The 17762-nt window shown below is 72.8% G+C and carries 18 protein-coding genes; 12 read left to right on the forward strand and 6 right to left on the reverse strand.

The genetic code is table 11. The features are described 5' to 3' along the window. Nucleotides 1-72: 72 nt before the first annotated feature. Complete coding sequence (locus GTY58_RS07615) at nucleotides 73-903, forward strand: DeoR/GlpR family DNA-binding transcription regulator (protein WP_010982871.1); 831 nt, start codon at nucleotides 73-75, stop codon at nucleotides 901-903. A 112-nt stretch (nucleotides 904-1015) separates the two neighbouring features. Next, nucleotides 1016-1495 (forward strand): SRPBCC family protein, encoded by a 480-nt coding sequence (locus GTY58_RS07620; protein WP_010982872.1) that lies wholly within the window; start codon nucleotides 1016-1018, stop codon nucleotides 1493-1495. Between the two features lie 52 nt (nucleotides 1496-1547). On the opposite strand, the gene GTY58_RS07625 is transcribed toward GTY58_RS07620, so the two are convergent. Then, nucleotides 1548-2672 carry a PLP-dependent cysteine synthase family protein gene (locus tag GTY58_RS07625; protein WP_010982873.1) on the reverse strand — a complete coding sequence of 375 codons (1125 nt, stop codon included), beginning with the start codon at nucleotides 2670-2672 and terminating at the stop codon, nucleotides 1548-1550. Nucleotides 2673-3038: 366 nt separating this feature from the next. Between GTY58_RS07625 and GTY58_RS07630 the strand changes: the two genes are divergently transcribed. After that, nucleotides 3039-3362 (forward strand): hypothetical protein, encoded by a 324-nt coding sequence (locus GTY58_RS07630; RefSeq protein WP_010982874.1) that lies wholly within the window; start codon nucleotides 3039-3041, stop codon nucleotides 3360-3362. A 248-nt stretch (nucleotides 3363-3610) separates the two neighbouring features. After that, a complete protein-coding gene (locus GTY58_RS07635; protein WP_010982875.1) occupies nucleotides 3611-4126 on the forward strand; it encodes an ATP-binding protein in 516 nt (171 codons plus the stop codon). Nucleotides 4127-4336: 210 nt separating this feature from the next. On the opposite strand, the gene GTY58_RS07640 is transcribed toward GTY58_RS07635, so the two are convergent. Further along, a complete protein-coding gene (locus tag GTY58_RS07640) occupies nucleotides 4337-4648 on the reverse strand; it encodes an SHOCT domain-containing protein (protein WP_010982876.1) in 312 nt (103 codons plus the stop codon). A 163-nt stretch (nucleotides 4649-4811) separates the two neighbouring features. Between GTY58_RS07640 and GTY58_RS07645 the strand changes: the two genes are divergently transcribed. The 3 genes from GTY58_RS07645 (at nucleotide 4812) to GTY58_RS07655 (ending at nucleotide 6955) form a co-directional block, all read left to right on the forward strand. Continuing rightward, nucleotides 4812-5372 carry a TetR/AcrR family transcriptional regulator gene (locus GTY58_RS07645; RefSeq protein ID WP_237528736.1) on the forward strand — a complete coding sequence of 187 codons (561 nt, stop codon included), beginning with the start codon at nucleotides 4812-4814 and terminating at the stop codon, nucleotides 5370-5372. 93 nt (nucleotides 5373-5465) lie between these two features. Continuing rightward, nucleotides 5466-6050 (forward strand): DUF4865 family protein, encoded by a 585-nt coding sequence (locus GTY58_RS07650; protein WP_010982878.1) that lies wholly within the window; start codon nucleotides 5466-5468, stop codon nucleotides 6048-6050. Continuing rightward, nucleotides 6047-6955, forward strand: a complete 909-nt coding sequence (locus tag GTY58_RS07655) for a phosphotriesterase (RefSeq protein WP_037646225.1) — start codon at nucleotides 6047-6049, stop codon at nucleotides 6953-6955. Before GTY58_RS07650 ends, GTY58_RS07655 begins: the two co-directional genes overlap by 4 nt. An 85-nt stretch (nucleotides 6956-7040) precedes the next feature. Here the strand turns inward: GTY58_RS07655 and GTY58_RS07660 are convergent, their stop codons facing one another. Together GTY58_RS07660 and GTY58_RS07665 are read right to left on the reverse strand one after the other, a co-directional pair. Next, nucleotides 7041-8285, reverse strand: coding sequence for an ROK family protein (locus GTY58_RS07660; protein WP_010982880.1), 1245 nt, complete (start codon nucleotides 8283-8285; stop codon nucleotides 7041-7043). A gap of 133 nt (nucleotides 8286-8418) precedes the next feature. After that, nucleotides 8419-9087, reverse strand: coding sequence for an alpha-ketoglutarate-dependent dioxygenase AlkB (locus GTY58_RS07665; protein ID WP_010982881.1), 669 nt, complete (start codon nucleotides 9085-9087; stop codon nucleotides 8419-8421). Between the two features lie 80 nt (nucleotides 9088-9167). Here GTY58_RS07665 and GTY58_RS07670 point away from each other — a divergent pair, with 80 nt between their 5' ends. After that, nucleotides 9168-10310, forward strand: a complete 1143-nt coding sequence (locus tag GTY58_RS07670; RefSeq protein ID WP_010982882.1) for a methyltransferase — start codon at nucleotides 9168-9170, stop codon at nucleotides 10308-10310. Here the strand turns inward: GTY58_RS07670 and GTY58_RS07675 are convergent. Together GTY58_RS07675 and GTY58_RS07680 are read right to left on the reverse strand one after the other, a co-directional pair. Then, a complete protein-coding gene (locus GTY58_RS07675) occupies nucleotides 10300-11205 on the reverse strand; it encodes a class II fructose-bisphosphate aldolase (RefSeq protein WP_010982883.1) in 906 nt (301 codons plus the stop codon). The two genes, GTY58_RS07670 and GTY58_RS07675, sit on opposite strands and share 11 nt — an antisense overlap. A gap of 33 nt (nucleotides 11206-11238) precedes the next feature. Next, on the reverse strand, nucleotides 11239-12129 hold the full coding sequence (locus GTY58_RS07680; RefSeq protein WP_037645982.1) for an SIS domain-containing protein: 891 nt from the start codon (nucleotides 12127-12129) through the stop codon (nucleotides 11239-11241). A 126-nt stretch (nucleotides 12130-12255) separates the two neighbouring features. On the opposite strand from GTY58_RS07680, the gene GTY58_RS07685 reads away from it, so the two are divergent. From GTY58_RS07685 to GTY58_RS07700, 4 genes are all read left to right on the forward strand, one after another. Then, the gene (locus tag GTY58_RS07685) at nucleotides 12256-13035 is read left to right on the forward strand and encodes a DeoR/GlpR family DNA-binding transcription regulator (RefSeq protein ID WP_010982885.1); all 780 of its coding nucleotides are present in this window, start codon (nucleotides 12256-12258) and stop codon (nucleotides 13033-13035) included. A gap of 313 nt (nucleotides 13036-13348) precedes the next feature. Then, complete coding sequence (locus tag GTY58_RS07690; protein WP_010982886.1) at nucleotides 13349-14218, forward strand: MoxR family ATPase; 870 nt, start codon at nucleotides 13349-13351, stop codon at nucleotides 14216-14218. Continuing rightward, complete coding sequence (locus GTY58_RS07695; RefSeq protein WP_010982887.1) at nucleotides 14215-15588, forward strand: VWA domain-containing protein; 1374 nt, start codon at nucleotides 14215-14217, stop codon at nucleotides 15586-15588. The genes GTY58_RS07690 and GTY58_RS07695 overlap by 4 nt, the downstream gene beginning before the upstream one ends. Nucleotides 15589-15698: 110 nt before the next feature. Next, a complete protein-coding gene (locus GTY58_RS07700) occupies nucleotides 15699-17741 on the forward strand; it encodes an alpha-glucuronidase (protein WP_010982888.1) in 2043 nt (680 codons plus the stop codon). Nucleotides 17742-17762: the final 21 nt, after the last annotated feature.

Raw genomic sequence — 17762 nt, forward strand, 5'->3', positions numbered from 1 at the left:
GGGCGAAGGTCCTCGTGGGAGCCGGTGCTCGGGGCGTGTCGGGTGTACTGAGGCGAAAGGACCGGAGCGGACGTGAGTGAGAATCAGAACCTCCTCGCGGAGCAGCGTCGCGCCCTCATCCTCGACGAGGTGCGAAGGCGCGGCGGCGTCCGTGTCAACGAGCTGACCCGCAAGCTCGGCGTGTCCGACATGACGGTCCGCCGCGATCTGGACGCCCTCGCCCGTCAGGGTGTGCTGGAGAAGGTGCACGGCGGCGCGGTGCCGGTGGTCGAGGCGAGCACGCACGAGCCCGGCTTCGAGGCCAAGTCGGGTCTGGAGCTGACGGCCAAGGAGGACATCGCGCGAGCCGCGGCCGAGCTGGTCGCACCGGGCACGGCGATCGCGCTCTCCGGGGGTACGACGACGTACGCGCTGGCCCATCAGCTCGTCGACGTGCCGGACCTGACGGTGGTGACCAACTCGGTGCGCGTGGCCGACGTCTTCCACGCGGCGCAGCGCACTTCGGGTCAGCGGCAGGGCGCCGCCACGGTCGTGCTGACGGGCGGAGTGCGTACGCCGTCCGACTCGCTGGTGGGGCCTGTCGCCGACCAGGCGATCGTGGCGCTCCACTTCGACGTGCTGTTCCTGGGAGTGCACGGCATATCGGTCGAGGCGGGCCTGTCGACGCCGAACCTGGCGGAGGCGGAGACGAACCGGCGACTTGTGCAGTCGGCACGGCGCGTCGTCGTGGTCGCCGACCACACCAAGTGGGGCACGGTGGGCCTGAGTTCGTTCGCATCGCTGGATCAGGTCGACACGCTGGTGACCGACGCCGGACTGCCGGCCGGGGCGCGCGCGGAGGTCTCGGAGCACCTGCGGCGTCTGGTGGTGGCCGGGGAGCCCGGGGACGGTACAGACATCTGACGGCCCGCCAGCTATGGTGACGCTGCCCGCGCCGCGCCCCGTGGTGGGGGCCCGGCCCTGTCACCGTTCGCTTCCGCTCGGGAACTCCGTTTCCCGCAAGGGGGTTTCGTCCATGGCACGCCGTCTGCGCCCGGTCGGGCTCGACTTCACTCAGATCGCTCCCGTGTGTCTGGTGTTCGCCCGCGAGGTGGCCGCGCCCCCGAAGACGGTCTTCCGTGCGCTGGCGGAGGACGTCGGGGGCTGGAGCGAGTGGTTCGGCGCGGTCACCTCCGCCCGGCCGGTCGAGGACGGCGCCGGGCGGGAGGTCCGGCTCAAGGGCGGGACCCGCTTCCGGGAGACGGTCGTCGTGGCGAAACCGGCCGAGGTGTACGCGTACCGGGTCGACGAGACGAACGCTCCCGGGATGTCCGCGCTCCTCGAGGAGTGGCGGCTGACGCCGGCCGGTACGGGCACCCGGGTGCAGTGGACCTTCGCGGCCGACGGGCCCGCGGTCTTCCGGTTCGTGGTGAACCTGGGGCGAGCGGGTCTGGGGCGCGCGTTCCGGGACGCGGTGACCTCGCTGGACCGGCGGCTGGCGGCCACGCGCGCGTGAACCCCCTGCGACGCTGTCCGGCCGCCCCGCGTGCGCGCGCGGGGTCCGCGGCTCAGTCCCGCCAGACCCCCGTCGCCAGCAGCGAGTCGATCGCCGCCGTGTACGGCGCGATGTCCAGCCCCTGCTCGGCCAGCCACGCGTCCGAGTAGTACTTGTCCAGGTAGCGGTCGCCCGGGTCGCACAGCAGGGTCACCACGCTCCCCCGGCGCCCCTCGGCGACCATCTCCGCGACGATCTTCAGGGCGCTCCACAGGCCCGTGCCGGTCGAGCCGCCGGCCTTGCGGCCCATGGCCTGTTCCAGGGCGCGTACCGCGGCGACGCTGGCCGCGTCGGGGACCTTCATCATCCGGTCGATGGCGCCGGGCACGAAGCTGGGCTCCATACGGGGTCTGCCGATGCCCTCGATGCGCGAGCCGCAGTCGCAGGTGACGTCCGGATCGCCGGTCGTCCAGCCCTCGAAGAAGCACGAGTTCTCCGGATCGGCCACACAGATGCGGGTGTCGTGCTGCATGTAGTGGACGTAGCGGGCGAGGGTCGCCGAGGTGCCGCCGGTGCCTGCCGTGGCGACGATCCACGTGGGCTCCGGGAACCGCTCCAGCTCCAGCTGACGGAAGATGGATTCGGCGATGTTGTTGTTGCCGCGCCAGTCCGTGGCCCGTTCCGCGTAGGTGAACTGGTCCATGTAGTGGCCGCCGGTCTCCGCGGCGAGGGCGGCGGACTCCTCGTACATCTTGCGCGAGTCGTCCACGAAGTGGCACTGCGCGCCGTGGAACTCGATCAGGCGGCACTTCTCGGCGCTCGTCGTGCGGGGCATGACCGCGATGAAGGGCACGCCGATCAGCTTCGCGAAATAGGCCTCGGAGACGGCCGTCGAGCCGCTGGACGCCTCGATGACCGGGCGGCCGGGCCGGATCCAGCCATTGCAGAGTCCGTACAGGAACAGCGAGCGGGCGAGCCGGTGCTTGAGGCTGCCGGTGGGATGGGTCGACTCGTCCTTGAGGTACAGGTCGATTCCCCACTCCTCGGGCAGTGGGAAGCGCAGCAGATGCGTGTCGGCCGAGCGGTTGGCGTCGGCCTGGACCTTACGGACGGCTTCCTTGAGCCAGCTCCGGTAGTCGGCGTCGCTGTGGTCGACATCGAGGGTTTCGCCGGGATGAGTGGTACGGGGAGTGCTCACGGCGGGGCTCCTTACACGGTGTGCCGACGCCGCGTCGCGCGGTCGGACGCCTCGATCATAAACACCTTCCGCACGCTTCTCACCTGCATAAACACACCTTTGAGCACCCCAAAGGCACCCCTGGGGCAGGGGTGCGCCGGGTGGTGGGGGCGCATCCGCGCGAGTGCGCCGGATACCCGCCCCCACCTCGCCGTGCGTACTGGTGCTCGCTGCCGGGGGCGGGCAGACTGCACCGCAGGGGACGTCGGTTCCGAACGCGGGCGCACACTGGAGCACGACCACACTCGATCAGGGCCCGCCTGGATCACGACCCGACGCGGGATCCACGGCACGGCACAGGCGAAGCGCACAAGGGGGCGGAGCATCATGGCGGAGCCGGAGTTCACGGCCACAGGCGTGCGGATCGGGAAGAGGCTGCGCTCGCTCACCCGGGCCGGGCAGGTCCGGATCAGCGGCGGCAGGCTTGAGCTGCTCACCAGCTACGGCAGCGAGATCGACAGCGCGCCGGTGCAGGCGGTGCGCGCGTCGAAGCCCTGGTTCGCCCCTGAGGACCGGGCGTTGGCGGATGTCAACGGCACCCGCTATTCGCTGACCCTCGGCGAGCACGATCCCGCGCCCGGGAAGCCGGGTCCGCCGTCGGCACGCCGGTTCATAGAGGCGGTCCGCAAGGCGTCCGGGCGCCGTAGCTGAGAGTGGCGCGAGTTGCAGGAGTGCATCCCCTGGGCCACGCTGGTCTCACCTCACTCTGGGTGTACCGGCGATAACGCTGCGAACCAGCCCGCCGGGTCATCAACAGCGGGCGGCCGACGTACGCAGCCGCTCCACAGCAGACAGCCGGAATGGCCGGCCGCCTGCTCAGCAGGCGGCGTTTTCACGCAGCCACCCTGCTGGATCCGATCTCCGTCTTCTTCCGGACCTCAATTCGGGGAGTCGCAGCCGTGATCAGCAAACCAAGCAGGCACTGCACGGTAGAGCTCCAAGCCCTTCCGTCGCGGATCGGCCAGGTCCGCAGAATCGTCTCTGCGCAGTTGCGCTACTGGCATCTCGACCCCTTGATAGACCAGGCCGCACTCGGTGTGACCGAGCTGCTGTCCAACGTCCACCGCCATGCCCAGCCCGACAAGACGTGCATCGTGGAGATGGAGCTGCTGCTGGACCGGCTCACGGTCTCGGTGCACGATCACGACCCCCGGCTGCCCGTGGTGCGGGACGCGGAACCGTCGGCCACCTCCGGGCGCGGCCTCGCCATGGTCGCCGCGGTGAGCGAGAGCTGGGGGGTGCGGCCGGAAGGCGAGTCCGGGAAGGTCGTGTGGTTCACGCTCCCGGCCCCCTCCGCGACGGCGCTGCCCACACGTCCGCCGCGCGACATCGGCCGACCCGTGCCCGTTCTCAGGCGCGCGGTCGACGGGCGCAGGTCCGAACACGCTCCCGCCCGGTCCGCCGTTGCCGGCTGACCGGGCGGTGACCCGTCGCTCGTACCTCCGGTTGCCGTGCCTCGTACGTCCCTCATGTGGACGTCGGGGCCGGCCGCGCCCGTCGGATCATTCCGTGGCGCCGACGCGCGGCACGTGCAGGCGTGGCCGCCCGTCGGCAGTTCGGCCGATGAGCGGTTCGAGATAGCGGGCCACGTTGCCGCGGTTACGGCTGCCGCCGACGTCCCGGGGCTAGACGGATGCCGCGCCGCCCTTGCCCAGGCGGCCGAACTGCTCGTCCAGGACGGAGAGCCGACGCCAGTACTCGTCCTCGTCGATCTCACCGGAGGCGAAGCGCCGGCCGAGCACGGCGATCGGCGAGTCGCCCGTCGGGCGGCCGTCGCCCATGGCGCCCCACGCTCCGCCACCCCACGGTCCGCCGCGTCCGCGCCTCACGGTGCGGCGCAGGACGGTCACGACGCCGATCACGACGGCCGCCCAGATCAGCGGGAAGAACGGAATCCACGGGCCGGGCCCGCCGTCCCAGTTCGCCAGGGTCTGCATCTCGGGTCATCTCCTCGGTGGGGTTCTCCTGTGATGTCTCGAGAATGGCTCCGGGAGGGGGCCCGGGTCGTCGTACGGCCGACGGCGGTGCGCGTACCTCCCGGGGAGTACGGGCGCTATTAAGGCCTCGACGTCTGTACCTACTAGTATGTACAGTCACGGTATGAGCACCCAGGAGCGACTGATCGAGTCCACCCGCGAGCTGCTGTGGGAACGCGGTTACGTGGGCACCAGCCCCAAGGCGATCCTGGAGCGCGCGGGCGCCGGCCAGGGCAGCATGTACCACCACTTCAAGGGCAAGCCCGATCTGGCGCTGACCGCGATCCGCCGCACCGCCGAGGAACTGCGGGCTGCCGCGGAGGGCGCGCTGAGCGGTCCGGGCACGCCGTACGAGCGCATCGAGGCGTATCTGCGCCGCGAGCGCGACGCCCTGCGCGGCTGTCCGATCGGGCGGCTGACGATGGACCCGGACGTGGTGGCGAGCGAGGAACTGCGCGCCCCCGTCGACGAGACGATCGACTGGCTGCGCGAGCAGCTGGCCGGGATCGTCGAAGAGGGAAAGGAACAAGGGCAGTTCGCGCAGTCGCTGGACGCCGAGGAGATCGCCGCGACCATCCTCGCGACCGTCCAGGGCGGCTATGTCCTGGCACGCGCCGCCGGCTCACCGGCAGCCTTCGACACGGGCGTGCGCGGCCTGCTCTCCCTGCTGCGCCCCCCGCCATGAGGAGTTGCCCCGGCGCACCTCGCGCCCGGCACGACCACCGACCGGGACGCACCCGTCGGCCCGGACGAACACCCCTCACCCAGGAGGCACCCGGTGCACGCCATGCAGTACGAGCTGACCCTTCCCGCCGACTACGACATGGACATCATCCGCAGCCGGGTGTCCCGCCTCGGTCATGCGCTCGACCACTGGGACGGCCTCGGATTCAAGGCGTATCTGATGCGTGAGCGCGGCGTGGACGGCTCGCCGGTCAACCAGTACGCGCCGTTCTACCTGTGGAACACGGTCGAGGGCATGAACTCCTTCCTCTGGGGAGGCGCCTTCCAGGGGATCGTCGACGACTTCGGGCGACCGCCGGTGCAGCAGTGGACAGGGCTGTCGTACGAGGAGGGGGGCGCCGCCGGCTCCCCGGCCAGGGTCGCGGTGCGGCACCGGCGGCGGGTGCCCGAGGGGGCGCGGCTGACCGGGCTGATGCAGGACGCGGTGCGGGAGGCTCAGCAGCTGGCCGCGCTGGACGGCGTGGTGGGCGCGGCCGCCGCCGTGGATCCGCGGCGCTGGGAGCTGGTGCACTTCTCGCTCTGGGAGCATGACGCGCCGAAGGCGGCGGGTGAGGTCTTCCAGGTGCTGCACCTGTCGGCGCCGGGCCGGGCGAGCCTGCCGCGGGGGCGTCAGTGGTGAGCACGGTCCGCACCGTGCTCGGGGACGTGCTCCCCGAGCACCTGGGCGTCTGCGACGCGCACGATCACCTCTTCTTCGGCAGCCCTCAACTCCCGGGACAGGAACTGCGGGACGCGTCCGCCGCCCGGGCGGAACTGGCCGCCTTCCGCGAGCAGGGCGGCGGGAGCGTGGTGCAGTGGACGCCGTACGGCCTGGGCCGGCGCGCCGCGGACCTGCCGCTGCTGTCCCGTGACACGGGCGTGCACGTGGTGGCCGCGACCGGACTGCACCAGGCCGTCCACTACGACGCCGGGACGCTCGCCGAGCTGCGCGGCCGGCTGGCCGACACGTTCGTCGCCGAACTCACGACCGGCATCGGCCCGTCCGGGGTCCGGGCCGGGCTGATCAAGGTCGCCGGCGGCTTCCACGCCCTCGACGCGCACGCCCGCTGGACGATGACCGCGGCCGCCGAGGCCCACCACGCGACGGGCGCGCCCATCGCGGTGCACCTGGAGCTTGGCACGGGCGCGCTCGACGTCCTCGACCTGCTGTGCGGTGAGTCGGGTGTGCCGCCGCACCGGGTGATCCTCGGTCACCTGAACCGCTCCCCCGATTTCACGGTGCACCGCCAGGCCGCGGAGGCGGGCGCCTTCCTCGCCTTTGACGGCCCGTCACGCGCCAATCACGCCACCGACTGGCGCATGCCCGACGCGCTACGGGCCCTCGCCGAGGCGGGCTTCGGCCATCGGCTGCTGCTCGGCGGCGACACGACGACCGCGGCGGCGCGCTCGGTCAACGGCGGCCCTGGACTCCCGTATCTGCTGCGCCGACTGCGCCCGCGGCTCGAACAGGCCCTGGGGAAGGACCTGGTGGGACGGATCTTCACCGAGAATCCGGGGCGGGCCTTCGGGGTGGAATGGCGCTAGGGCCTGTCGCAGGCACCGGTTCAGGAGCCGGCCGAGATGCGGCGCCCGCTCGGGGCGCCGTGGAGCCCGGCCGGGCCGTGAGCCGTCAGGTCCCGGCCAGGGCCGCGAGCGGATCGTCCAGTACCGGCTGCCACGCCAACTCCGCGGCGCCCACGAGGCTGTTGTGGTCGAGGGTGCAGGGGAGGATCGGTACGCCGCCGCTCTGGCCCCACAGGCTGCGGTCGGCGACGACGGCGCGCAGCCGGTCCGGGTCGGCGTCGAGCAGGGTGCGGTGCAGGCCGCCGAGGATGATGCGGTCCGGGTTGAGGATGTTGACGAGTCCGGCGAGTCCGAGGCCCAGCCGGTCGATCAGCGCCTGCGTCGCCGTCCGCACATACGGGTCGGCGTACTGGGTGCGGATCAGGTCGTTGGCCTGCTGGAGCAGCGAGACCTCGGGGCCGGGGTCGCGGCCGGCCGCGGTGAGGAAGGCCAGCGGATCCGCCTCCACGTCGAGGCAGCCGCGGCTGCCGCAGTGGCAGGGGCGGCCGCCCTCGGGGTTGACCGTCAGATGCCCGACTTCCAGCGCGAGTCCCGAACTGCCGGTGTGCAGACGCCCGTCGAGGACCAGGGCGCCGCCCACCCCACGGTGTCCGGTGGCCACGCACAGCAGGTCACGGGAGCCGCGGCCGGCGCCGTGCCGGTGCTCGGCGAGGGCGGCGAGGTTGACGTCGTTGGCGGCGAAGGCGGGGCCCGTGATGCCCGCCGCGCGGACGCGCTCGGCGAAGATCTGGCGGACGGGCGCGCCCGCCGGCCAGGCCAGGTGCAGCGGGTTGAGCGCGAGGCCCTCCGGCTCGGCGACGGCGGACGGCACGGCGAGCCCGGCCCCGACACAGCGCCGTCCGGTCTCCTCGAGCAGCTCGGCGCCCGCCTCGACCACCGAGCCGAGCACCTTCGCCGGGTCGGCGTCGACGGTCTCACAGCCGGGCGCGGTGGCGACGATGCGCCCGCCCAGACCGACGAGCGCGGCCCGGAATCCGTCGGCGTGCACCTGGGCGGCGAGCGCCACCGGCCCGTTCTCGGCGACCTCCAGCCGGTGCGAGGGGCGGCCCTGCGAGCCGGCGGCGGCGCCCGGGTGCGCGTCGACACGGATCAGTCCCAGGGCCTCCAGCTCCGCGGCCACCGCTCCGGCGGTCGCCCGGGTGACCCCCAGCTCGGCGGTGAGCACGGCCCGCGTCGGCGCACGTCCCGTGTGCACCAGCTCCAGCGCCGGCCCGAGCGCACCGCGTCCCCGGTCCAGCCGCGTCCGTGTGTTCCCTTCCCCCGCCACCCGGGGGCCCGCCTTGCCATTCATGAGGGCGAGTCTCCCATGATCCGCTCCGGTGAGACCCGGCAGCCGGCTCCGATGAGGCCCGGCAGCCGGCTCCGGTGAGGGCCCGGCGTCCGCCGCGCCGGGGGCCCCGCGGTCGATGACCGCCGCTTCGGTCTCATTCGCCGGACGGGTCCTGGAAGCCGCTCACCCGCAGCGTGATGTTCAGCCGGCCCACGAGCCCCAACTCGGGCGGCGCCGTGTCCGCGTACACCCTCGGTACCCCGTGGTACGCGAGCCGGCTCGCGCCGCCGAACACGAACAGATCGCCGCTGCGCAGTTCCACGTCCGTGTACGGCCGGGTCCGGGTCCGCGCGTTGCCGAAGCGGAAGACGCAGGTGTCGCCGACGCTGAGCGAGACGACCGGCGCGCCGGACTTCTCGTCGCTGTCGCGGTGCATGCCCATACGGGCGTCGGCGCCGTAGAAGTTGATCAGAGCGATGTCGTACGGGACCGGCGGCACCGCCTGCGGGCCGAGGGCGTCGGACACCGCGTCGCGGCCGAGCTCCGCCAGCCAGTCCGGGAGCGGCTTCACGGGGGCGCCGTCGCCGTCGACGACCGTACGGGCGTACCCGTAGGGATACCAGTGCCAGCCGAGGCAGACCTGCCGGGAGGTCATCGTGCCGCCGCCGGGGGTGTGGACGGTGCGCAGGCCGGCCGGTGGGCGGGCCCAGTCGCGGCAGGCCGCCAGGAACCGCCGCTGCCGGCCCGCGTCCGCCCAGTCCGGCACATGGACCGCGTCCGGTGCGACCTGTGCGCGGCTTCGCGGGAACAGCTCGGCGTCCATGCCCCCATCATCACGTACCGCCTCCTCGCCCATCGGCGCGGACCGGGGCCGATCTGCGGCTCGGTTAGCCTGGAGCCACGATGAACGACCCGATGACCACGCCCTGGGGCGCGTACGCGCTCGCCCGCTTCCCCGAGGATCCACGCGACCGGCTGCGTGCCTGGGACGCCTCCGACGCGTATCTCCTGCGGCACCTCGCGGCGAGCGGCACTCCGCTCTCGGGATCGGTGGTCGTGCTCGGCGACCGGTGGGGTGCGCTCACCACGGCGCTCGCGGCGCACCGGCCGACGCAGATCACCGACTCGTTCCTCGCCCGGGAGGCGACCCGGGAGAATCTCGGCCGGGCCGGCGTCGACCCGTCCTCGGTCCGGCTGCTGACCACGCGGGACACCCCGCCGGAGCGGATCGACGTGCTGCTCGTACGCGTCCCGAAGAGTCTGGCGCTCCTGGAGGACCAGCTGCACCGTCTCGCGCCAGGGGTGCACGAGGGGACGGTCGTCGTAGGCGCCGGGATGGTCAAGGAGATCCACACCTCGACGCTGAAGCTGTTCGAGCGGATCCTCGGCCCGACCCGTACCTCGCTCGCCGAGCAGAAGGCCCGGCTGATCTTCTGCACCCCGGACCCGGGGCTCGTACGGGACCCGAATCCATGGCCGTACCGCTATCGGCTCCCCGACGGCGTCGGCCCGTTGTCGGGGCGGCCCGTGACCAACCACGCCGGCGTCTTCTGCGCCGACCGGCTCGACATCGGCACCCGGTTCTTCCTGCGGCACCTCCCGCGCGTGAGCGGGGCCGAGCGTGTGGTGGACCTGGGCTGCGGCAACGGAGTCGTCGGTACGGCGGTCGCGCTGACCGAGCCCGAGGCCGAGGTGCTGTTCGTGGACGAGTCGTACCAGGCGGTGGCCTCGGCACGGGAGACGTTCCGGGCGAACGCGGACGGGACCGCCGAGTTCCTGGTGGGCGACGGTCTTTCCGGGGTACCCGCCGCGAGCGTCGACGTCGTCCTCAACAACCCGCCGTTCCACTCCCACCAGGCGACCACGGACGCCACCGCCTGGCGCATGTTCACGGGGGCGAAGCGCGCGCTGCGGCCGGGCGGCGAGCTGTGGGTGATCGGCAACCGCCACCTCGGCTACCACCTGAAGCTGCGCCGCCTGTTCGGCAACAGTGAACTGGTCGCGAGCGACGCGAAGTTCGTGGTGCTCCGGGCCGTCAAGAAGTAGGCGTCCCGCTACCCGAGCCGGTCGTCCGGTGCTGCGGGCCGCCGGCGGCCCGCAGCACCGCGATGAGCTCCGCCGCCGCGGCCGCCATCGCCTCCCGCCCCACACTGAGGTACTTGCGTGAGTCGACCGCGTCGGGATGTGCGGCGAGGAACTCCCTGATCGCTCTGGTCATCGCGAGGTTCAGCGCGGTCCCGATGTTGACCTTGGCTATGCCGCCCGTGACGGCCGCCGCCAGTTCGTCGTCCGGCAGGCCGGAGGAGCCGTGCAGGACGAGCGGTACGTCCAGCTGCGCGGCGAGCCGCCTGAGCAGACCGTGGTCGAGCGCGGCCGTGCGCGAGGTCATCGCGTGCGAGCTGCCGATCGCCACGGCCAGTGCGTCCACTCCGGAGTCGGCCACGAAGGCGCGCGCCTCGGCCGGATCGGTGCGGGCTCCGGCCGCGTGCGCGTCCAGCGGCGGCTCGCCGTTCTTGCCGCCGACCTGTCCCAACTCGGCCTCGATCCAGAGCCCTCGGGCATGTGCCCAGTCGGCGGCGGCGCGGGTCGCCGCGAGGTTCTCGGCGTACGGCAGCCGGGCCGCGTCGTACATCACGGAGCCGAATCCGGCGCCGGGCGCCTGGCGCAGCAGGTCGTCGCTCTGGACGTGGTCGAGATGGAGTGCGACCGCCACCGACGCCCGTTCGGCGGCCGCGGCCGCGGCCCGGGCCAGCGGGAGCAGACGGCCGTAGCGGAACTTGACGGCGTTCTCGCTGATCTGGAGGACGACCGGCGCGCCGACGGACTCCGCGCCCGCGATGACGGCCTCGACGTGCTCCAGGGTGATGATGTTGAACGCGGCGACGGCGGTGTGGTCCGCGGTGGCTCCGGCGATGAGGTCACCGGTTGCTGCCAGTGGCACAACTCCTCCTTCTGCGGCGGCGGTCGGGCCGGTTCAGCGGGCGGCGGGGGCGAGTATCACCGAGCGGGTCAGATGGCGCGGCCGGTCGGGGTCGAGTCCGCGGGCGGCGGCCACGGCGACCGCGAGCCGCTGTGCGCGGACGAGTTCGGCGAGCGGGTCGAGACCGCCGGCCACCCACAGTCCGCCGGTTTCCCGGACCTGTTCGGCCAGTCCTTCGGGTGCCTCGCCGAGCATCCAGGTGGCGGTCCCCCGGGTGGTGATGCTGATGGGGCCGTGCCGGTACTCCATCGCCGGATAGGCCTCCGTCCACGCCAGTGCGGCCTCGCGCATCTTGAGCCCGGCCTCGTTCGCGAGCCCGACGGTCCAGCCGCGCCCGAGGAAGGTGAACTGCGTGCACTCGACGAGCCCTTCGGGCAGCGGAGTGTCCAGGGCGGTGCGGGCGTCGGCGACCACGGCGTCGGTGTGCAGGCCGAGGTGGGCGCGGAGCAGGGTGAGGGCGGTGGTCGCGAACCGGGTCTGCACGACCGACCGCTCGTCCGCGTAGTCGAGCACGACGACCTCGTCCGCCGACTCCATCACGGGGGTGCGCGGGTCCGCGGTGACGGCCGTCGTGCGGGTACGGCCCCGGAGTTCGGCGAGGAGCGCGAGGACCTCGGTGGTGGTGCCGGAGCGGGTGAGCGCGACGACACGGTCGTACGCGCGTCCGGGCGGGAATTCGGAGGCGGCGAAGGCGTCCGTCTCCCCCTGTCCGGCCTGTTCCCGCAGCGCGGCGACGGCCTGCGCCATGAAGAACGAGGTTCCGCACCCCACGACGGCTACCCGCTCCCCCGTCGCGGGCAGTGCTCCCGCGTACTCGGCCGCCTCCGTGGCGGCGCGGGTCCAGCAGGCGGGTTGGCTGTTCAGCTCGTTCTCGACATGGCTCATGCCGTAACCCCTCCCCAGCGATGCACTTTCATGCAAGATATAGCGGCCTTTCGAGCACAATCAAGCATGCGGAGGGAAGTAAGGGGTGCGCTAAGGTCGCCGGAGATCGAGGAACGGAGAGTGGGGATGTCGCGCGACGCCCGCTGGAAGACACTGCTGGAACTGCTCGTCGAGCGGGGCCGGCTGGATGTCGAGGAGGCGGCGGCCCAGCTGGAGGTGTCGGCGGCGACGATCCGGCGCGACTTCGACCAGCTCGCCGAGCAGCAGATGCTGGTGCGCACGCGCGGCGGCGCGGTCGTGCACGGCGTCTCGTACGAACTGCCGCTGCGCTACAAGACGGCCCGCCACGCCTCCGAGAAGCAGCGCATCGCGAAGGCGGTGGCCGAGCTGATCGCCCCCGGCGAGGCAGTGGGGCTGACCGGAGGCACCACCACCACCGAAGTGGCGCGGGCGCTGGCCGTGCGCGGCGACCTCGCGTCCGGCTCGCCCGCGCTGACCGTGGTCACCAACGCCCTCAACATCGCCAACGAGCTGGCCGTACGACCTCAGTTCAAGATCGTGGTGACCGGCGGGGTCGCGCGCCCGCAGTCGTACGAGCTGGTCGGGCCGCTCGCGGACGGCGTGCTCGGCCAGATCACCCTCGACGTCGCCGTGCTCGGCGTGGTCGCCTTCGACGCCGCGCACGGCGCGGCCGCGCACGACGAGGCGGAGGCCGCGATCAACCGGCTGCTGTGCGAGCGCGCCGAGCGCGTGGTGGTCGCCGCGGACTCCAGCAAGCTGGGCCGGCGTGCGTTCGCCCGGATCTGCGCGACGGAGGCGGTGGACACGCTGGTCACGGACGCGCCGGTGAGCGAGGACACGGTGCGCCGCTTCGCGGAGGCGGGCGTGGAGGTCGTCGCGGTCTGAGGGGTCTCGCCGAGTGCCGCGTCGGGCACGAGGGCCGACGCCGACGTGTCCGGCGGAAAGGCCGCGCTCACCGTCCGGCGGAAAGGCCCCCTCACCTCACCACCGGCCGGTCCGCCGTGGACGCTCGCGCGGCCGCCCTGGGATCCGGCATCTCCTCCGGCGGCGACTCCTGAAATCCGGCCGGGACCCGGGCGGACCGCCCACGGCCACCCGTACCGACCGTGACGTTCGCCGCAAACGCGGCCGGGCTGTTGTGGCCGGCGACCGGAACCTGATCCAGTGGCCCCAGCGTCGAGATCCGGGGGAACACCGCATGACAACCGGCCATTTCACATCCGTCGAGGACGTCTCCGCACGCCTCGCGGAGACCGGCTATCTGGCGTCCCCCGCGGTCGCCACCACCGTCTTCCTCGCCGACCGTCTGGGCAAGCCCCTGCTGGTGGAGGGCCCCGCGGGAGTGGGCAAGACGGAGCTGGCGAAGGCGGTGGCCGAGGTCGCGGGCGCCTCGCTGATCCGGCTCCAGTGCTACGAGGGCGTCGACGAGTCGCGCGCGCTGTACGAGTGGAACCACGCCAAACAGCTGCTGCGCATCAGCGCGGGCCGTGACGAGACGTGGGACGAGGCGCGCACGGACATCTTCGGCGAGGAGTTCCTGCTCCCGCGCCCGCTGCTCACCGCCATCCGCGGCGACGAGCCGAAGGTGCTGCTGATCGACGAGACCGACAAGGCCGACGTCGAGGTGGAGGGCCTGTTGCTGGAGGTGCTGAGCGACTTCCAGGTCACCGTCCCCGAGCTGGGCACGATCACCGCGACGCGCCGCCCGTTCGTGGTGCTCACCTCGAACGCGAGCCGCGAGCTGTCCGAGGCGCTGCGCCGGCGGTGCCTGTTCCTCCACATCGGCTTCCCCGACGAGGAGTTGGAGTGCCGCATCGTACGGCTGAAGGTGCCGGGCCTCGACGCGGCACTGGCCGAGTCGGTGGTACGGGTGGTCGGTGCGCTGCGCGAGATGGATCTGCGCAAGGTCCCGTCCGTCGCCGAGACCATCGACTGGGCGCGCACGCTCCTCGCGCTCGGCGCCGACACCCTCGACGAGACCGTCGTACGCGACAGCCTCGGCGTACTCCTCAAGCACCAGGAAGACATCCTCAAGGCGTCCGCCAAGCTCGACCTGGACGCCGTGTGAAGGCGCCGGCCGCGTCCGGTGTGCCCGAACGGCTGACCGCGCTCGTCCAGGCGCTGCGCTCGCACGGCATCCGGATCGGGACCGGCGAGACCGTGGACGCCGCACGGGCCCTGGAGGCGCTGGGCCTGGCCGACCGCGAGTATCTGAGGGAGGGGCTCGCCTCCGCGCTGTTGCACGGCACCGGGCAGCGGGCCGTGTTCGACCCGGTCTTCGATCTCTACTTTCCGCGCGGTGTCGGAGTACCGGAGCCCGGCAGCGGTCCGGCCCCGGACCGGGACGAGCTGCGGGACCGGATCGCCGCCGCCCTCGCCGCGGGCGATGAGGCGCTCCTCGGCCAGTTGGCGGCCGAGGCGGTGAACGGCTTCGGGGGGTACGGGAGTTCACCGGGGTCGGACGGCTGGTCGTCGTACCAGACGCTCGACCGGCTGCGTCCACAGACCCTGCTCGCCCGCGTCCGCGCGAGTGTCCTGGCACAGGCCACGGACAGCGGGTTCGCCGACCGGTTGCTCGACGACGAGATCCGCCGGCGTATCGAGGAGTTCCGCCGGCAGGTGCGCACCGAGGCACGGCGCAGGGTCGCCGAGCGGCGCGGGGCGGACGAGATCGCCCGCCGGGGTGTCGCCCCGACCGCCGACCGGGTCGACTTCCTCTTCGCCGGACGCGCCCAACTCGCCGAACTGCGGCGGACGGTGCAGCCCCTGGCGCGCAAACTGGCCACCCGGCTGGCCGCGCGCCGCCGCCGTGCCTCCCGCGGCACCATCGACCTGCGCCGGACCCTGCGCGGCTCGCTGTCGACGGGCGGCGTGCCCATGCGCCCGGTCCTGCGCCGACGCCGTCCGGTCCGTCCCGAACTGGTGCTGCTGTGCGACGTGTCCGGCTCCGTGGCCGGCTTCTCGGACTTCACCATGCTGCTCGTGCAGGCGCTGCACGACCAGTTCAGCAAGGTGCGGGTGTTCGCCTTCGTCAACCGGATCGACGAGGTGACCGGCCTGGTCGTCCGCGGTGCGGCCGACCCGGAGGGGCTCGGTGCCCGCATCATGGCGCAGGCCGCCCTGACGGGCTGGCACGACAGCAGCGACTACGGCGTCTCGCTGGGCGAGTTCGCGGAGCGGTACGCCGACGCGGTCGGGCCCCGGGCGTCGGTGTTCGTCCTCGGTGACGCCCGGACGAACAGGAGCGACCCGAACCTTCCCGCCCTGCGCCGCGTCGCCGAACGGGCCCGGCGGGTCTACTGGTTGAACCCCGAGCCGCACACCCAGTGGGGCACGGGCGACTCCGCGGCCCTCGCCTACGCCGAGGTCGTCGAGATGCACGAATGCCGCAACGCCCGGCAGCTCGGCGAGCTCGTCGCGCGTCTGCTTCCGGTGTAGGTCCCTCCCCGAACCGGACTGGCTCGACCGGGTTCACGCGCGCATCGGGTGAGGCATATACGGGGGGACGGACGGAACTCGCGCCCCACGGCTGCCGAAGGACCCACCGCATGCGCAGATCGGCTCGTACGGCTCCGGCGGCACTCACGCCTCTGGCCGATCACGTCGACCCCGCCTGGCTGCCGTCCGAGGCGTTCCGCGCGCTCGGCTCCCGGCGCACCGTCGTGTGCGGGACCGGGGCGCTCGTCGACACCGTGCACGGTGAAGTGGCGTGGGCGTGCGGGGCGTTCGGCGGTTCGGTGGTGCGTGCCGAGGAGCCGGCGGACGACCGGCCATGCGACCTGCTGCTGCACCTCGGCGAACGCCTGGACGCACCCGAGCCGCTCGGCGACGAGGGGTTCACGCTGGTGCGGCGGCGGGGCCGGACGACGGTGACCGCCGCGGGGCAGCGCGGGCTGCTCTACGGGCTGTTCCATGTCGTACGGCTGGGCGAGGCCGCGTTCGGTGCCTCGCGAGCCCGCGAGGCGCACCGTCCCGCGCTGGCGTCGCGCATGCTCGACCACTGGGACAACGTGGCGGTCCACCCGGTGATGGGACAGGTGGAGCGCGGCTACGCGGGCGGCTCACTGTTCTGGCGGGACGGCCGGGCGCGCGGCGACCTGGAGCGAGTGCGGACGTACGGACGGCTGCTCGCGGCCTGCGGGATCAACGCGGTCGCCGTGAACAACGTGAACGTGCACGCGACGGAGGCGCACCTGCTGACCGACCGGATCGGCGAAGTGGCCGAGATCGCGGGCGCGTTGCGCCCCTACGGGATCAGGACGCAGCTGTCGGTCACCTTCGCGGCACCCCTGGTCCTCGGCGGCCTGGCGACGGCCGACCCGCTGGACGAGGCGGTGCGCGCGTGGTGGGCCGAGGCGACCGGCCGGGTGTACGCGGCGATTCCCGACTTCGGCGGGTACGTGGTGAAGGCGGACTCGGAAGGGCAGCCGGGGCCGTTCGCCTACGGCCGCAGTCACGCGGACGGCGCGAACCTCCTCGCCGACGCGCTCGCCCCGTACGGCGGCACCGTGCACTGGCGGGCCTTCGTCTACGACCACCGGCAGGACTGGCGGGACCGGTCGACGGACCGGGCGCGCGCCGCGTACGACCACTTCGTGCCGCTCGACGGCCGCTTCCGGGACAACGCGGTCCTCCAGGTGAAGCACGGGCCGATGGACTTCCAGGTGCGTGAGCCCGTCTCCCCGGTCATCGGCGCCATGCCGCGCACCCGGCTCGCGGTGGAGGTGCAGGCCACCCAGGAGTACACCGGCCAGCAACGGCATGTGTGCGCGCTCGCGCCGATGTGGAGCCAGGTGCTGCGGTGGCGCCCCGAGGGGGCGACGGGGACGAGTGTCGGGGAGCTGGCGCGCGGCGGACTGGTGGCGGTGTCGAACGCCGGCGACGACCCGTACTGGACCGGGCACCCCCTCGCCCAGGCCAATCTCTACACGGTGGGGCGGCTGGGCTGGCAGCCGGACGCCGACCCGTTCGGCCTGCTGGACGAGTGGATCGACCTGACCTTCACGCCCGCGCGCACCGAGGCTCCGGAGCGACTGGTCGCCGGACTGCGCGCGGTGCTGTACCGCTCCTGGCGTACGTACGAGAAGTACACCGCCCCGCTCGGCGTGGGCTTCATGGTGCAGCCGGGACACCACTACGGGCCGAGCGTGGACGGCTACGAGTACAGCCCGTGGGGCACGTACCACTTCGCCGACCGGGACGGCGTCGGGGTCGACCGCACGCGCGCCACCGGTACCGGGTACGCGGGGCAGTACGCCAAGCCGTGGGCGGAGGTGTACGAGTCGCCGGACACCTGCCCCGACGAACTGCTGCTGTTCTTCCACCATGTGCCGTACGGGCATGTGCTGCACAGTGGCAGGACGGTGATCCAGCACATCTACGACACGCACTTCGAGGGCGTGGCCGAGGTCGAGGAGGCCCGGCAGGTGTGGGCCTCGCTCGTGGACCTGGTGGAGCCTGCGCGGCACACGCGGGTGGCGGAGCGGTACGAGGAGCAGCTCCGCGGCGCCCGCGAGTGGCGCGATCACATCAACAGCTACTTCTTCCGGAAGTCCGGGGTGCCGGACGCGCACGGTCGCCGGATCCACTGAGGCCGTACCGAGGCCCCGCTG

Origin of the sequence: Streptomyces sp. SID5469 (assembly GCF_009862865.1) — a bacterium.
GTDB classification, from domain to species: domain Bacteria; phylum Actinomycetota; class Actinomycetes; order Streptomycetales; family Streptomycetaceae; genus Streptomyces; species Streptomyces avermitilis.

Excerpts from the sequence above, each read along its gene's own strand:
- GTY58_RS07620 (WP_010982872.1), top strand. The coding sequence starts at position 1,016 with ATGGCACGCCGTCTGCGCCCGGTCGGGCTCGACTTCACTCAGATCGCT.
- GTY58_RS07630 (WP_010982874.1), top strand. The coding sequence starts at position 3,039 with ATGGCGGAGCCGGAGTTCACGGCCACAGGCGTGCGGATCGGGAAGAGG.
- GTY58_RS07640 (WP_010982876.1), bottom strand. The coding sequence starts at position 4,648 with ATGCAGACCCTGGCGAACTGGGACGGCGGGCCCGGCCCGTGGATTCCG.
- GTY58_RS07645 (WP_237528736.1), top strand. The coding sequence starts at position 4,812 with ATGAGCACCCAGGAGCGACTGATCGAGTCCACCCGCGAGCTGCTGTGG.
- GTY58_RS07660 (WP_010982880.1), bottom strand. The coding sequence starts at position 8,285 with ATGAATGGCAAGGCGGGCCCCCGGGTGGCGGGGGAAGGGAACACACGG.
- GTY58_RS07665 (WP_010982881.1), bottom strand. The coding sequence starts at position 9,087 with ATGGACGCCGAGCTGTTCCCGCGAAGCCGCGCACAGGTCGCACCGGAC.
- GTY58_RS07670 (WP_010982882.1), top strand. The coding sequence starts at position 9,168 with ATGAACGACCCGATGACCACGCCCTGGGGCGCGTACGCGCTCGCCCGC.
- GTY58_RS07680 (WP_037645982.1), bottom strand. The coding sequence starts at position 12,129 with ATGAGCCATGTCGAGAACGAGCTGAACAGCCAACCCGCCTGCTGGACC.
- GTY58_RS07685 (WP_010982885.1), top strand. The coding sequence starts at position 12,256 with ATGTCGCGCGACGCCCGCTGGAAGACACTGCTGGAACTGCTCGTCGAG.
- GTY58_RS07690 (WP_010982886.1), top strand. The coding sequence starts at position 13,349 with ATGACAACCGGCCATTTCACATCCGTCGAGGACGTCTCCGCACGCCTC.
- GTY58_RS07700 (WP_010982888.1), top strand. The coding sequence starts at position 15,699 with ATGCGCAGATCGGCTCGTACGGCTCCGGCGGCACTCACGCCTCTGGCC.